General features: G+C 55.4%; 18 protein-coding genes. 10 read left to right on the top strand and 8 right to left on the bottom strand.

All coding sequences use genetic code 11. The annotated features are described in order from the left end of the window. Nucleotides 1-148: 148 nt before the first annotated feature. Both CBE72_RS08930 and CBE72_RS08925 read left to right on the top strand, forming a co-directional pair. Nucleotides 149-817: a lytic transglycosylase domain-containing protein gene (locus tag CBE72_RS08930; protein ID WP_373289262.1), complete on the top strand. Its 669-nt coding sequence runs from the start codon at nt 149-151 to the stop codon at nt 815-817. 25 nt (nt 818-842) lie between these two features. Next, complete coding sequence (locus tag CBE72_RS08925) at nt 843-1,274, top strand: hypothetical protein (protein ID WP_100143233.1); 432 nt, start codon at nt 843-845, stop codon at nt 1,272-1,274. 147 nt (nt 1,275-1,421) lie between these two features. Here CBE72_RS08925 and CBE72_RS08920 read toward each other — a convergent pair whose 3' ends face one another. Next, nucleotides 1,422-2,279 carry a 23S rRNA (adenine(2030)-N(6))-methyltransferase RlmJ gene (locus tag CBE72_RS08920; protein ID WP_100143232.1) on the bottom strand — a complete coding sequence of 286 codons (858 nt, stop codon included), beginning with the start codon at nt 2,277-2,279 and terminating at the stop codon, nt 1,422-1,424. A gap of 131 nt (nt 2,280-2,410) precedes the next feature. Here CBE72_RS08920 and CBE72_RS08915 point away from each other — a divergent pair, with 131 nt between their 5' ends. The 3 genes from CBE72_RS08915 (at nt 2,411) to CBE72_RS08905 (ending at nt 4,384) form a co-directional block, all read left to right on the top strand. Then, nucleotides 2,411-3,169 (top strand): class I SAM-dependent methyltransferase, encoded by a 759-nt coding sequence (locus CBE72_RS08915; protein WP_100143457.1) that lies wholly within the window; start codon nt 2,411-2,413, stop codon nt 3,167-3,169. Between the two features lie 135 nt (nt 3,170-3,304). Continuing rightward, entirely contained in the window at nt 3,305-3,829 is a 525-nt protein-coding gene (locus CBE72_RS08910; RefSeq protein WP_100143231.1) for a DUF2937 family protein, read from the top strand. A gap of 81 nt (nt 3,830-3,910) precedes the next feature. After that, nucleotides 3,911-4,384 (top strand): peroxiredoxin, encoded by a 474-nt coding sequence (locus CBE72_RS08905; protein ID WP_100143230.1) that lies wholly within the window; start codon nt 3,911-3,913, stop codon nt 4,382-4,384. 7 nt (nt 4,385-4,391) lie between these two features. Here CBE72_RS08905 and CBE72_RS08900 read toward each other — a convergent pair whose 3' ends face one another. From CBE72_RS08900 to modA, 6 genes are all read right to left on the bottom strand, one after another. Then, entirely contained in the window at nt 4,392-6,317 is a 1,926-nt protein-coding gene (locus CBE72_RS08900; protein ID WP_100143229.1) for a methyl-accepting chemotaxis protein, read from the bottom strand. Between the two features lie 90 nt (nt 6,318-6,407). Beyond that, nucleotides 6,408-7,724 (bottom strand): two-component system sensor histidine kinase EnvZ, encoded by a 1,317-nt coding sequence (gene envZ, locus CBE72_RS08895; protein ID WP_100143228.1) that lies wholly within the window; start codon nt 7,722-7,724, stop codon nt 6,408-6,410. After that, nucleotides 7,721-8,446, bottom strand: coding sequence for an osmolarity response regulator transcription factor OmpR (gene ompR / locus CBE72_RS08890; protein WP_025010803.1), 726 nt, complete (start codon nt 8,444-8,446; stop codon nt 7,721-7,723). The genes envZ and ompR overlap by 4 nt, the downstream gene beginning before the upstream one ends. Before the next feature lie 135 nt (nt 8,447-8,581). After that, nucleotides 8,582-9,670, bottom strand: coding sequence for a molybdenum ABC transporter ATP-binding protein ModC (gene modC, locus CBE72_RS08885; RefSeq protein WP_100143227.1), 1,089 nt, complete (start codon nt 9,668-9,670; stop codon nt 8,582-8,584). Continuing rightward, entirely contained in the window at nt 9,664-10,356 is a 693-nt protein-coding gene (gene modB / locus CBE72_RS08880) for a molybdate ABC transporter permease subunit (RefSeq protein WP_028780857.1), read from the bottom strand. Before modB ends, modC begins: the two co-directional genes overlap by 7 nt. Before the next feature lie 16 nt (nt 10,357-10,372). Next, the gene (gene modA, locus CBE72_RS08875; RefSeq protein ID WP_100143226.1) at nt 10,373-11,140 is read right to left on the bottom strand and encodes a molybdate ABC transporter substrate-binding protein; all 768 of its coding nucleotides are present in this window, start codon (nt 11,138-11,140) and stop codon (nt 10,373-10,375) included. A 158-nt stretch (nt 11,141-11,298) separates the two neighbouring features. Between modA and CBE72_RS08870 the strand changes: the two genes are divergently transcribed. The 4 genes from CBE72_RS08870 to CBE72_RS08855 all read left to right on the top strand — a co-directional run bounded on the left by CBE72_RS08870 (nt 11,299) and on the right by CBE72_RS08855 (nt 13,380). Further along, the gene (locus CBE72_RS08870) at nt 11,299-12,084 is read left to right on the top strand and encodes a TOBE domain-containing protein (RefSeq protein WP_100143225.1); all 786 of its coding nucleotides are present in this window, start codon (nt 11,299-11,301) and stop codon (nt 12,082-12,084) included. Between the two features lie 126 nt (nt 12,085-12,210). Further along, entirely contained in the window at nt 12,211-12,705 is a 495-nt protein-coding gene (gene greB / locus CBE72_RS08865) for a transcription elongation factor GreB (protein ID WP_100143224.1), read from the top strand. Nucleotides 12,706-12,834: 129 nt separating this feature from the next. Beyond that, entirely contained in the window at nt 12,835-13,140 is a 306-nt protein-coding gene (locus tag CBE72_RS08860; protein WP_100143223.1) for an NINE protein, read from the top strand. 9 nt (nt 13,141-13,149) lie between these two features. Continuing rightward, on the top strand, nt 13,150-13,380 hold the full coding sequence (locus CBE72_RS08855; RefSeq protein WP_039035336.1) for a TM2 domain-containing protein: 231 nt from the start codon (nt 13,150-13,152) through the stop codon (nt 13,378-13,380). 39 nt (nt 13,381-13,419) lie between these two features. Here CBE72_RS08855 and CBE72_RS08850 read toward each other — a convergent pair whose 3' ends face one another. After that, complete coding sequence (locus CBE72_RS08850; RefSeq protein ID WP_100143222.1) at nt 13,420-13,659, bottom strand: hypothetical protein; 240 nt, start codon at nt 13,657-13,659, stop codon at nt 13,420-13,422. A 272-nt stretch (nt 13,660-13,931) separates the two neighbouring features. Between CBE72_RS08850 and CBE72_RS08845 the strand changes: the two genes are divergently transcribed. Next, entirely contained in the window at nt 13,932-14,906 is a 975-nt protein-coding gene (locus CBE72_RS08845; protein WP_157929052.1) for a ribonuclease T2 family protein, read from the top strand. Nucleotides 14,907-14,912: the final 6 nt, after the last annotated feature.

The raw sequence follows: 14,912 nt of genomic DNA, 5'->3' as shown, positions 1-14,912 counted from the left end.
TTCCGGCCAAGGACTCATCTCTTTGCTACTCTGGCTGCTGAGCTCGGCGCTACCCTTTGCTGCGCTTGCCGACACCGAGATACCTATGCCTTCGGAAAAGGCCTCTATGGGTGAAGAACTCTCAGCTATAAGTAAAGAGCCTTCAGCTATGGGTAAAGAGTCCTCAGCCATGAGTGAAAACCCTTCAGCTATAGCTAAAGAGCCTTCGGCCAAACCCCGTATAGTGGCGCGCTACTCGGAACACGGCATCAGCGACAGCAGCCTGCCGAAGCGTAAAGTCTATCAGTACCGCCAGGCCAACGGTGTAATGGCATTCAGCGACAAGCCCCCCGGCAGCCAGGAATATCAGATCATTCTCTATGATTGCTTCGCCTGCCGACCGGACTCCAAGGTGAACTGGCAGGCAATCCCTCTGTTTGGCAGTGACTATGCCGCCGAAATCGCCCTCGCCGCCCAAACCTACAATCTGGACCCTGCGCTTATTAGGGCGGTGATCCACGCCGAGTCGGCCTTCAACGCCAAGGCCCTGTCCCGTACCGGCGCCATGGGGCTGATGCAGTTGATGCCGGATACCGCCAAAGAGCTTGGTGTCAGCAACGCCTTTGTGGTATCACAGAATATTGATGCCGGTAGCCGCTATCTGGCGCAGATGCTGGCCCGTTTCGATGGCGATATGACCCGGGCGCTGGCGGCCTACAATGCCGGCCCTACCACAGTGAGCCAATATCGTGGCGTGCCACCCTACCCGGAAACCCGCGCCTATGTGAAACGGGTGAAAATTTTGCTGGAACGCTACCGCAATTTGAGCCGTGCCTGAGAGGCGCAACAACAAGGAAGTGAAGATGTTTAACCTCAAGTCCCTAGGCCTTTGTGCCTGTCTGCTGATGCCCTTTTCCACCGTAATAGCCTGTGATGACAGCCAACTTGGGCCGGTTCCCGCAACCGCCGAAGCGATAACGGCAGTAAAGCAAGTCATGCAAAGCCATAAGGGCGAGCTAGACAACAGCATGAACGACGAGGAGATGCTGGATAAGGGCAGCCAACTGACCCGCACCATCTTCTGTGAGGCGGGCTACAGCCTCAAGGCCACTTGGGCTGCCTGGGCTCAGGACCAGTGGAGCGAGCAGCCGGCTTACGATGGCCCCAACGGCATGGCGCTGCGCAATATGATGAGTATCAGTGCCTATATGATAGAGACCAATCCACAGCAGGCGCTGGCGCTCGGACTCATAGATGAGGCGACGTTGGCCGAGCTGAAAGCACTGTCGGAATAACTCACCACAGTCGCTATCACACAGTCGCTTAGACGCCGTAAAGGCCACGGTTAACAGGCCGGGCAATTAGTACACAGCTTGGTACCCGACTTAGTATCCAATTAATACCCGGTGACCCGGCCAAAAGTTTTTATGATGGAACCAAGCTTACTCGCCCACTTCCCAGGTGACAGTGACGCTGCCGCCACCCTGATTGAGCCTGGGGTGAAGCCATTCCAGCAGCTCTTCGGCCTGGGTATCCAACTGCCAGGGCGGGTTGATGACCCACAGACCCGCCGCCGTCATACCGAATTCATCCGAGTCAGGCTTGATACTCTGCTCTATCCGTAACTGGCGCCGAATGCCGCTGTCTTTCAGCTTCGTCAGCATGGCTTCGGTCTGGGCCCGATTGACGACCGGATACCAGAGCAGATACACCCCGGTGGCAAACTTGCGATGGGCCTTGATCAGGGTATCGGCCACATCCTGATAGTCACTCTTGAGCTCATAGCTGGGATCCACCAGCACCAGTGCCCGACGCTCCAGTGGCGGCACGGCGGCCAACAGGCCCTGCAGACCGTCGCCGTGAACCAGCTTCACCTGACGGGCACCTTCAAAATACTCCTGCAGCAATTCGACATCGGTATTATGCAGCTCGTGCAGCAGCATTCTGTCCTGCTCTCTAAGGTGCATATCCACTATCGCCGGAGATCCGGGATACCAGGCCAGCTCGTCCGTGGCCTGCTCCTCATTGCCTTCATTGAAATGGCGCACCGCCTCCAGATAAGCAGTCATCGCCTGCGGCACACTCGTTTCCTGCCAGAGCTTGCCTATACCTTCCAGATATTCCCCTGTCTTTTGGGCGAAATCATCTTCCAGCGCATAGCCACCGGCACCGGCATGGGTATCGATATAAACCAAAGGTTTATCTTTCTTCTGCAACAAGCTCAGCGCCTGCAACAAGATGGAATGTTTGAGCACATCGGCATAGTTGCCGGCATGAAAACCGTGACGGTAGCTGAGCATGGGTTCCCCAATGACTGACGGGTAAATGACCGCGGCATTATAGCGGCTCTGCCTGCGAGTTGCAGCTGAACGTATTCAGTCAGGTTGGCATTTGGCATAATGGCGCCAATTCAGCCAAGGACTCAAACACAGTGAAGCAACCAAGCCATAGCATTTATTTTGATACCCAGGAGCCGCGTCTGTGCGCCATTGCCGAGCGCTGGGGCCTGAAGCATTCAGAAGACTCTGTGTTTGCCTTGGGGTTTGAGCAGGAAATGCTGACCCTGTTCAAGCGTGACGAACCCAAGCTTGGCGGTATCTGTGTCGATTTTGTCGGCGGCGCCGTGGCCCACAGACGTAAGTTTGGCGGTGGCCGTGGCCAGGCCATAGCCAAGGCGGTCGGTCTCAAGCAAGGCGCCTGCCCCTCAGTGGTAGATGCCACGGCCGGTCTTGGCCGTGACGCTTTTGTGCTGGCAAGCCTTGGCTGCCAAATGACGCTGATTGAACGTAACCCCTTGGTGGCCGCGCTACTGGAAGACGGTCTCAGCCGCGGTTATCGGGACAGCGAGATCGGCCCCTGGATGCAGCAAAGAATGGTGCTGCTGCACGACTCCAGTCTGGAGGCGTTGAGCCAGATAAGTCCGCAACCGGATGTGGTCTATCTGGATCCCATGTATCCTCACAGAGACAAGTCGGCACTGGTAAAAAAAGAGATGCGGGTATTTCAGACCCTGGTCGGCGCAGATACCGATGCCGACGGCTTGCTGGCCCCGGCGTTGGCACTGGCGAGCAAGCGGGTAGTGGTCAAACGGCCGGACTATGCCGAAGACCTGGCCGGAGTTAAACCCAGCACAGTTATCGCCACCAAGAAAAACCGCTTCGATGTCTATGTCAAGGCGGCGATGAACTGAGACCAAGCCATACACTTGAGTCAGCAGCCATCTGGGTTGCAGCCCCGGGTGCTATGGGCAACAAAGCCAGAAGCGGTCAGATAAGATACAGGGCGGCTGCGGCAATCTGGTTTGGCCGAAACTCAGGGAGACATGATGCTTAGAACCATACGCGACTATCTCAGACTGCTGCTGTTCTTTGTGGGGGTACTGGCGGGGATCCAACTCCCCGGCTTTGTCGATCAATACGGCAAGAGCCTGCAGGCCCACCTGAGCGAGATCCAAACCCAATTGGCCGGGTTTCAGCGCGACGCTGACCGTTTCTTCGATGGCGATTTGGATAAGCTTATCGCCCATTATGTGACCAACAAAGATCCGGTATTTACCTCCGGCGGCGATAAGCTCAACGCCATGGTAGAACGCCGCTCCGAGTTGCAGCAGGCCTTGGCCGACTTCCGCGAGAGTCTCTACAGCCCCTACCTGCAACTGGCGTTTGCGCCACAGGCGGATATCCGCCGCGAAGTCTGGGACAACTACAGCCACAATATTCTGCTCAGGGGCGATGCCATTGCCATTGGCCTACTCAGTGGCCTGCTGCTTGCAGCCTCGGCAGAACTGCTTCTCAGCTTATGCTGGCTGGCGTTGCGGGCGCTGTTTCGGCGGCGGCCGGCTGCCGCCTGATTGCCCCTGTAGAATGTCGGTGTTTGTCCATTCCATTAACGGCTATGATGGTTTGTAACTCCCACAGAAAGGACAAATACCATGATTGCACAAGGTCAAACTCTGCCGGATGCCACTCTGAGCCAACTCGGTAAAGAAGGCATGATCAACCACAAGGTTAAGGAACTGTTTGCCGGCAAGAAAGCCGTGCTATTTGCTGTTCCCGGTGCCTTTACCCCCACCTGCTCCGAAGCTCACCTGCCGGGTTATGTGGTGCTGGCCGATGAACTCAAGGCCAAGGGCGTCGATATCATTGCCTGTGTATCGGTTAACGATGCCTTTGTGATGAAAGCCTGGGGTGAAGCCCAAAACGCCGGTGAGATCATGATGTTGGCCGACGGAGATGGTGCCTTCACCAAGGCGCTGGGGCTGGAAATGGACACTGGCGCCTTCGGGGGCTTACGCTCGCAGCGCTATGCCATGGTGATAAACGATGGCGTGGTTTCTTTGTTGAATGTGGAAGCGCCCAAGACTTTCGAAGTCAGCAAGGCTGAAACCATACTGGCGAGCCTCTAATCGCGACTCAGGCGGCTTTAATGCCGAGATTCTGTTCTATCTCGGCGACACCTGCAGCCACCTGAGAGGCGATTGCCTGCCCTTGCTCTGAGGCGGTGATCGCCTGGCTGCGCAGCTGTTCCATGGCGCTGGAGAAGGATTGCAGATGCGCCAGCTGCGATTGGGCATACTCAGTGCCCTGCTGAGTCCCGCTCGCCATGGCAAAAGCCTGCTGTCTCACCTCCTGCGCCAGTTGTTTCAGACTCTCGGCTCTCTGTCTCTGCCTGTCGCTCGCCTCGGCTATGCCATCCATACTCTGCCCCAGACTCTTGTTGGCATTGGTAAGCCGATTGAGAATGGCACCTATCTCATCGAGCGAGCTCTGGGTGCGACTGGAAAGGCTGCGCACCTCATCGGCCACCACGGCAAAGCCTCGCCCCTGCTCACCGGCACGGGCGGCTTCTATGGCGGCATTGAGCGCCAACAGATTAGTCTGCCCGGCAATATTACCTATCACGTCGATAATTCCCGCCACGGCCGCCACTGAATCATCCAGACTGGCAAGCGCTTGATGACACTCGGCAACTGCGGTGCGGGTTGAATCAGTGGCTTCCAGCATCTGCTGCGCTTCGAGTTCACTCTGGTGCATCTGCTCGGCGGTATTGCCGGCACGGGAGGCCAGCGCAGCTGAGCTGTCACTCACCAGTCCGGCCAATTCACTGAGCTGCAGCGTTTGCTGCCGGGCCTGATCCACCACTTGCTGGGTCTCACGGGTACTGCCGGCCATTTCACTGATTTTTTGCACCAGCGCCGATAGGCTTTGGGAGATACGTGCCAATTGCTGCCGCTGCTGTTCATCCTCGGACTCGAAACGATTCAGCAGAGCATTGAAGTGGGCGGCTATCTGGCCGGTTTCACAGCGGCGACTGATATTGAGACGCTCGCGGGTATTGGACTCACTCAGTTGACTAAAGGCGGTGTTGAGCAGCTGCAACGGCTTCACCACCCTGAGCTGTTGCAAAATCAAATAGGCCACGGCAAATAAGGCCAGCACAGCCAAAGCCAGATAGAGCCACAGCTGCAGCTCGTGTTTGAGCTTGTCGGTACGCTGTTGCTGCTCAGCGGCCATGGTCAGCAAGTTCTGCTGCAACTTGTGCATATCGGCGCGCAGCGCATCCTGCATCTGACGGTTATCCAACAGTTGCTGCTCGGTATTGGTCACTTCCTTGGCGTAGCGACTGCTGAGACTCAGAAGTTCGGCGCGGTAGCTCTCGCCTATCTCCTCGCGCTCGGGTTCATCGTCACCCAGGGCAAATTCATCGGCCTCTACTGTGCGATAGAGACCAAGCAGTGGCAAGGCGCTGAGTCTGTCATGCCAGTCGGCCAATTGAGTTATGGTGCTGTCGAGGTAAGGCTTGAGTCTTTGCTCCCGTCCGAGCAGGTAATCCTGGGTCAGCTGTGACAACTGGTAAACCAGCGGCGGAAGCTCCCGACTGAGCTGCAGGTATTCATGCGCTGCTTGTGGCGCCGTTGCCAGCCCTTGATCGCCGTAATCCACCAGGCGCTTGTTGTTGTCCAACATTTCGGTTTCGGCATGGGCCAACAGCTGCCTGGGATTTCCGGCCAACTTGCCGGCGGCGCGGTATTTGCCATCCAGAGCCGTCACCAATTGCGCCAGCTCCTGTGCCAACTGTGAATCTGCCGGCAAACGGTCATGAATATCATTGAGCTGGGCTCTGGCCTGTTCCAATCGCCCGGCATCGCCACTGGCGAGATACTTATCCAAATTGGCACGGATATCCACCAAAAATTCTTGCTGCAAGCCTTGCAGCGTCTGGCTCTGCAGTTCTGCCTCTTGTCTCTGTTCACTGCTCCAGAGCACCAGTGAGGCGAGCAAGGCCGCCAACAAGAGCAATAACGCCGAAGCGCCGAGAGAAAGGGTGGAAATCTTCATGGCAAACTGCGCCCAATTGATTGAACTGAGCGCAGTTTATGACTGGAGCATGACAGTTGAATGACAATCGGCAATAAAGCGTATGGCGTGTTAATCTCGCGGCAACCACACCTGAGCGTGCAGCCCACCCTGGGGGCGATTGCTGAGAATGACCTTGCCCTGATGCCTGTCTATGATGCGTTTGATGATCGCCAGTCCCAACCCTGAGCCAACGCTGCCGCGGGCGCTGTCACCTTGGGTAAAGGGCTGAAACAGCTTGGGGATCTGGCTCTCGGCAATACCCGGGCCATTGTCTTCCACACTGAAACCTATGCGGTGTTTTTCCACCTGGGAAGCGATCCGGATCCAGCCGCGGCCATAGCGGAAGGCGTTTTCCACCAGATTGCCGATCACCCGCTTGATGGCCAGGCTCTGCATCGGCACTTCGGGGCATTCGGCCAGTACCAGCTCTATCTCACCGACTCTGTTGCTCTCGGCCTGGGCCACTTCGCGGATTAAACGGTTGATCTGTTCCGGCTCACGAATGCTCTCCTGATCCTGGCGGATATAGGCGATAAACTGATTGATGATGGCATCCATGTCTTCGATGTCTTTGACTATGCCCTCCTGCAGGTAGGCATCGTCGTCCACCATCATCTCGGAAGCCAGACGAATTCGGGTCAGGGGGGTTCTAAGGTCGTGGGAAATCCCCGCCATCAGCAGCGCCCTGTCCTGCTCCAGCTGTTTCATACTCTGGGACATGCGGTTGAAGGCATTGGTCACTTCGACAAGTTCACTTGAGCCGGTCAGCGGCAGCGGATCAGGGAAATTGCCTCTGGAAACTGAGATAGCCGCCTTTTGCAGCCGCCGCAGCGGCCGGTTCTGTTGCCGGGCAAACCACCAGCCACCGGCGACACTCAAAGCGCCTATCACCAGCAGATAGAGGTTAAGGGGCGACAATACATTTTCGTTCCAACCATTGAGGGGAACCTTAATCCAGATGGAAGGAGCCTGAGGCGGGCGGATCCAGATCTGCAGCAGATTGCTCTGGGCAATACGCACTTCGGCCGGGCCACCGAGATATTCCGACATCTGGGCTGAGAGGAAACCATAGTAGGTCGCCCGCTCGATACCGGCTTCCCTGGCCTGCTTCTGGTTATAGACATGCATGCCATCGTCGCGCACCTTGGCATTGAGGGCGTCCACTATGGTGAGGTGTTCCCGGCCCACCTCGACCCCATCGACAAACAACAGATTGATCTGGCGGGCGATAAGCTGGTTGATCTGCTGGTAGCTGGGCTTAATGAAATAAACCGTCACAGTCAAATAGGAGACCAGCTGATTGATCAGCAGCAGGCAGCCTATCAGCATGACTGTTTGGCTGAAGGCACTCCTGGGCAACAGGCGTTGCCACCAGCGCAGCTTCATTTACGGGCGGCACCATCTGGCACAAACACGTACCCCAGGCCCCAAACCGTTTGGATATAGCGCGGGTTGGCGGGATCCTTTTCAATCAGCCGCCTAAGCCGGGAAACCTGAACGTCGATGGAGCGCTCCAACGCCGAATAATCGCGGCCACGAGCCAGATTCATCAGCTTGTCGCGGGACAGTGGCTCCCTAGGGTGAGTCACCAACACCTTGAGCACGGCAAATTCACCACTGGTGAGGGCGATGGACTCTTCGTTGTGGTACATCTCGCGGGTGGCCAGGTTGAGGCTGAACTCGCCGAAGCTGACCATCTCTTCCTGCTGCGAAGGCGCACCGGGGATCTCCTGCACCTGACGGCGCATCACCGCCTTGATCCGTGCCAGCAACTCTCTGGGGTTGAAGGGTTTTGGCAGATAGTCATCGGCACCGAGTTCCAGACCTATGATGCGGTCGACTTCATCGCCCTTGGCGGTCAGCATCACTATCGGCAGAGGGTTGCCCTGTTGCCGCAGGCGGCGACAGATGGACAGGCCATCCTCTCCCGGCAACATAAGGTCGAGCACCAGCAGGTGAAAGTTCTCCCGCTCCAGCAAGCGATCCATCTGCTCGGCATTGGCGGCGCTGCGTACCTGATAGCCTTGTTCCATCAGATAGCGCTCCAGCAAGGCCCGCAGCCTCATATCATCATCGACAACCAGAATCTTGGAGGTTTCTTGTCCCATGGGCTATTCCTCGAGTGCCAAGCCTGCAACTTGCACAATAGTATCTAAAAAAATGGCTAAATATCTTAAATTTAGCCATTTTAATACCAAAAATCACCCGAGACTTTGTAACAGTAGTTGATCTTCTGTTGTACCTCAGTGAGAACGAGCCAAGTCGGCGGCCGTGAGGCTGACCCCTTTGATCTGGGCGAAGAGCGACATTCCGGGCTGCAACGCCAACTCATCGAGGGCCCAGCGGGTAATATTGGCCCACAGTGGCATCCCCGCCAACCTCAGCCTGAGTTGCACATAGTCGCGGCTATCGACCCGGCTCACCTCTTCCAGGGTTACCGGCAAGATATTGCGGATACTGCTGCCACTCGGCACCTGCAGGCACACAGAAACCTGATTGCTGTGAACCCGCACCCGTATCGGCTTATTCTGTTGGGGTAACAGTTCATTGACCCACAGGCTGTTACCGTCGGCGAGTTGCAAACGGGTCATGGCATACTCGGGATGACTCTCGGCCACTGTGGCACTCAGCAGTGAGCTTTGTTCCTGGGCACTGAGCCAAGGTCTCAGCTCGTCACTGTCCCACACCTGTTCCAGCGGGCCACTGAGGACGCAGCGACCCTTGTCCAGCACCAGCATCTGATCCGCCAGTTGCAGGATCTCATCCAGACTGTGGCTGACATAGATAATCGGCAGCTTAAGTTCGGCGGTGAGCCTCTGTAGGTAGGGCAACAGCTCGCGCTTGCGCGGTAAGTCGAGCGATGCCAGCGGTTCATCCATCAATAGGATCTCTGGGCGGGTCAGCAAGGCCCGGCCTATGGCGACCCGCTGTTTTTCCCCACCGGAGAGAGTGAAGGGAAAACGATCGAGCAGTTTCTCCAGCCCCAAGAGTTGCACTACTGTGTCAAACTCGCGACTGTCTTTATCCTTGCGGCCATAGTTGAGATTGCCGCGCACCCGGTAGTGGGGAAACAACCTGGCATCCTGAAACACAAAACCGGCGTTACGCCGCTCCGGAGGCAGATTGATCTTCTTGTCTTTATGAAACAGCCAGCGCTCCCCCAAGCGGATCTCTCCGGCATCCGGCGTTGCCAAGCCACCGAGAATATTGACCAGCGAGGTCTTGCCGGCACCCGAGCGGCCAAAAACGGCGCTGACCCCAGAGAGGGGTAACTCTGTGTCCACATCCAGCAAGGTTTGCCCCAGCTGTTGTCTGATAGCGATTTTCAGCATTGTCCCAGCGTCCTCTGTTGCGCCCGCTTGCTGAGCCATTGGGAAGCGATCAGCGAGGCCAGTGAAATCAATATCGCAATCACACACAGCCTGGCCGCCTCGGCCTCGGCGCCCGGGGTCTCGATAAAGGAGTACATGGCCAAGGGAATGGTGCGGGTTTCACCGGGTATGTTGGAAACAAAGGTAATGGTGGAGCCGAACTCCCCGAGGCTGCGGGCAAAGGCCAGCACCATGCCCGAGACTATGCCGGGCGCGGTCAGCGGCAAGCTAATGGTGAAGAAGACCTTGAGTCGGCCAGCTCCCAAGGTGCGCGCCGCCTGTTCCAGGCGCACATCTACCCCTTCGAGCGCCTGACGAATGGCACGAACCATTAACGGGAATGACACCACCGCGGCCGCCAGCGCGGCGCCGCGCCAGCTGAAACTGAAGCTGAAGCCAAAAGTGTCATAGAGCCAACCACCGAGAAAACCGCTGCGGCCCATGGAGACCAGTAACAAATACCCTATGACCACAGGCGGCAGCACCAGAGGCAGATGGATCAGGCTATCGAGCACAGACTTGCCGGGAAACTCCAGCCGCGCCAGCACCCAAGCACACAAAATGCCGAGCGGTAGGCTGCAAAGCACAGCCACTGTGGACACCTTGAGACTGAGCAACAAGGCGGCCACTTCATAGTCGGTCAATATGCTCAAGGGCAAGTTCTCAGTTTACGCCGAAGCCGTATTTGGCAAATACCGCCTTGGCGGCGTCAGACTGCAGGAATTGATAGAAACCTTCGGCACCTTTGCTGTGCTCTTTACCCACCAGTGCCATGGGATAGCTGATTGGCTTGTGAGTCTTTTTCGGGAATACCGCCAGCTGTTTGACCCCTTTGGCAACCTTGGCATCTGTGGAATAGACAATCCCCAGAGATGACTCGCCGCGTTCGACCAACGCCAAGGCGCCGCGAACACTATTGGCTCTGGCCAGCAGAGGTTCGGCCTGTTGCCACAAACCCAAGTTTTCCAGCGCCTGCTTGGCATAGCGACCGGCCGGCACATGATCTGGATCGCCAACCGCCATCCGGCTGTTACCCAATGCCTGTTTGAGATCCCAGGAAGCCGAGATTTCAACCTGGTTCAGCGCACTGCTTTTCGGCGCGATCAGCACCAGCGTGTTACGCAACAGAGTGACCCGACTATCACTGTCGATAGCTTTGTTTTCATCGAGATAATCCATCCATTTCTGGTTGGCCGACAGATACAGCTCGGCGGGCGCACCTTGGGCAATCTGCCGGGCCAGCGTCGAAGATGACGCAAAAGAGAACACGGTTTCAGTGTCATGCTTGCGGTCATATTCGGCGCCCAACTCATTCATAGCATTGGTGAGAGAGGCGGCGGCAAAGACGGTGACTTTTTCCTTGGCACTGACGTTAAAGGCCAACAGCAGCCCCAGAGCTAGACTCAGGGCAGGACGAAACAGGGACTTCATAACGACTCCTTGGTGAAATAGGTACTCAATAGAGATTGCCAACGTTATATACATAGTTATATAACGATAAGCAAGCCTGTGATCGTCAGTGAGTGATCCCTGTGGTCTTTATCAGCGCAATAAGGGAGAATAACCCCGACACTGATAAGGAATACGCCATGGATCTCAAAGCCCTGTTGACTCTCAACAATGCCGATAAACTGTTTGCCAATCCCAAACGAATTGCGCTGTTGAAGCAGATACGCATTACCGGCTCCATCAGCCAGGGGGCCAAACAGGCGGGCATCAGTTACAAGGCGGCCTGGGACGCGGTCAACGACATGAATCTGCAGGCTCCCCAGCCTGTGGTCAGCAGTGAAAAAGGCGGCAAGGGCGGTGGCGGCGCCAAGTTAACCGAGTTTGGCGAGCGTCTGCTGAAGCTCTACGAACTGATGGATCAGATGCAGGACATGGTGCTTAAGGCGCTGTTGGATGCGGCCGTTCCCATGGACAACCTACTGGATCTGATGGCCCACTTCTCGCTCAAGACCAGCGCCCGCAATCAGCTGGCCGGTGAAGTCATTGCGCTCAAGGATGATTCACTCAATGACAATGTCAGGGTCAAATTGGCCGGCGGGCAGGAGATAGATGCCGCCATCACCCATGCCAGCACAGACAAACTGGGGCTGCATATCGGTAAGAAGGTATTGCTGCTATTCAAGGCTCCCGCCGTCAGCATCCACTCGCTGCAACACCCCCTCAGCAGTGGTAACCGCCTCAAGGGCCAATTATTGCAAATCAAACGCGATACCCAGCGCAGCGAAATTACCTTGGATATTGGCGGCAGTGACCGCCTCTATGCCTCGGTATGCAACGACAGCCTTGAGGGACTGCAGTTGGCTCTGGGCGATCATCTGCAAGCCAGCTTCGAGCCGGGACAGACACTCATCGCCTGTGTTAAATGACAAACAAAGGCGTCCTGTTTATCCCATTGGCAGAAAGGCGCACTTGCAAGCACGCCTGAGTTCTGTAAATCTTCAGCACTATTGGCATCGGCGCCTGGCGCCATCAGCAGTTGATCGAATAAACCGATGAAAGCCCATTTGATTACCCGTAAGGGCTGGGAAGCCCTGGACAAAGAACTCAAGTATCTGTGGAAGGAATATCGCCCCGAGATCACCCTCAAGGTGCAAGAGGCCGCGGCCCAGGGTGACCGCTCCGAAAACGCAGATTACACCTACAACAAACGCTTGCTGCGGCAGATAGATCGCCGGATCCGCTATCTGGTCAAACGCTTGGAAGAGTTGAAGATTGTTGACTACTCACCGCAACAGGAAGGAAAGGTGTTTTTCGGCGCTTGGGTCGAACTGGAAAATGACCAGGGCACTGTGGTGCGCTACCGGATTGTCGGCAAGGATGAGATAGACACCAAGAAAGGTTATATCACCATAGATTCCCCCATGGCACGGGCCCTCATAGGTAAACAGGTTGATGATGAGGTCCAGGTACAAACGCCGTCCGGGATCAAAGAGTGGTACATCAATGCGATCCAATACCAGGCGTTTGAAACAGATGTGTCAGAATAATCTCAATTTAACAATTTGTTATTGAAAAAAATCCTAGGAAAAAGGTAGACTCCTCCCGTTTGGCTCGAAGATGTGCAGGGAAATGCCTGCCGAGCCAGACTACTCAGCTTTCAACAAAGGAACAAGGAAGTGCAGACTCTCAAAAAATCCGATAAGAGTTATGGCGTAGCCGTGTGTCTTTCAGGCATTTTCGGCATCTTGGGCATACACCATTTTTACTGTGGTCGTATTCTTCATGGCCTGTTTGATCTCGGTTTGGCAATAATCGGCATCTCGCTGATTTCAACCGATGATCCTACCTTGGTATTCACCGGAATAGCAGTGCTGGCGGTCGATATTATCCACACAGTGATAATCACTTTCATGTTACTCGTGGGAAGCTATAAAGATGGGCAGGGTAGGCTGATCACTTACCCGGGACAAAAGTTAACTTAAGGACAAACAATGACAATCGAAAATGAGCAATTGAGCGACAAGGGTTTCGTACCTACTCTACTGCTGTGCTTCTTCCTGGGCAGCTTCGGCGTGCACCGTTTTTACACAGGTAAAATCGGTACAGGTCTGCTGATGTTACTGACCCTGGGTGGCCTGGGTATTTGGACTCTGATCGACTTTGTTCGTATCGCCATCGGTAGCTTCCGTGATGCCGAAGGTCGCCAAATCAAAGCAGCCTGATCCCTGTATGCCAGTGGCACCAGCCACTGGCATCCTTACTCACGCCTTAGAAAGCACTCTTCCATTACACAACATCTCTTCCGCTTCTAAGCGCTCTTGCTCCCTTTGTGCCAGAGTGATACACCTTCTTATCGGCATCCTCGAACCCGTCACTGTAACTTTTTCACAGCGATAACCCTCAGTGCGATCGACTCCTGCTTTAGCCTGCTGCGCCTCCTGAGAACTACAGCAAGCCCCCAGGATCAACACCATAACCGCCGCGGCGGCACATCCTTTCATTCATTTTTTCCTGTAAAATTCTGCTGTCATTGCCAAGCGACACAATTTATCGGCCGGCAATAATTACGCTGCATTTGACCAATAAAGAATTGGCGCCGCTGATCCGCGGCCAAAACATCGGACATTCCGGCTATGGTGCATCTGGCCTGAATATTGGAACAGAAGCCAAAGATCATTGGCTTAACCTAAGTTGCGCAAAAACTTACTTTAGATACAAAGCATTACGAAAAACTAAGTATCGCATCATGACAATTTCATCAAAGAGGAATCTTATGACCCGCTTACTGATACTCCTGTTGTGGCTGCTGCCTGTTGGGATCATGGCAGCCCCCTTTTCCGGTGAGTTACTGATAGACAAGACCTGTCCGCTGTTTCAATCGAAGAACAAGGGCACTAATCCCGGGCAGCTTTACAGCAACCCCGGACAAAGGCTGGAGATAGTTGAACGCCTCGGTCACGACACGCCCACCTGGTTCAGGGTTAGAACCTCAGCAACACAATCACCTCTGCGCTGGATTGCCGCCGATTGTGGTCAGCTGCAAGCGGGCGCGCTGCCCGCTGAACCTCAAACCCAAAACGCCTGTAACCTGGCCGATAAATACGATAGCCATCTGCTGGCTCTGTCATGGCAAAACGCCTTTTGTGAGTCAAAAGGTTCCAGCAAACCCGAATGTCGCAGCCAAAGCACCGACCGCTTCGATGCCAGTCATTTCAGCTTGCACGGCTTATGGCCCAATAAGCGCTCTTGCGGCATCAGCTATGGCTATTGCGGCAAGGTCAAACACAAGCCCGACAACTTCTGCGCTTATCCCGCCATTGAGTTGAGTGAAGCCGTATCCGAGCGCCTAGCTCAGATGATGCCTAGTCACGCCTATGGCAGTTGCTTGGAACGGCATGAATGGTGGAAACACGGCAGTTGCCGGGATAAAAATGCCGAAGCCTACTTTTCATTGGCACTCAGGCTGACCACAGAGGTGAACCAAGCGGCACCTCTGCTCAACCTGCTACAACAAAATATCGGCGCCAAGATAGCGACCGCTTCTTTCAGACAAGCGTTTCAGCAGAGCTTTGGCACATCGAGCGAGCACAAGCTGAGCCTTAAATGTCACCGGGGGATGTTGACCGAAATTCAGCTCAGTCTTCCCGAAAAGATAGATGACAGCGACCTAAAGACCCTGCTGCAACAGGCCCCCAGAATTGCTCCCGGCAACTGTGGTAGCCAAATCCGCATCGATGCAGCCAACTGAGAAAAA

The organism is Shewanella carassii, from assembly GCF_002777975.1.
Taxonomy (GTDB): Bacteria; Pseudomonadota; Gammaproteobacteria; order Enterobacterales; family Shewanellaceae; genus Shewanella; species Shewanella carassii.
The sequence above is the reverse complement of the archived record's forward strand: the minus strand, read 5'-3'. Positions and strand labels throughout refer to the sequence as shown.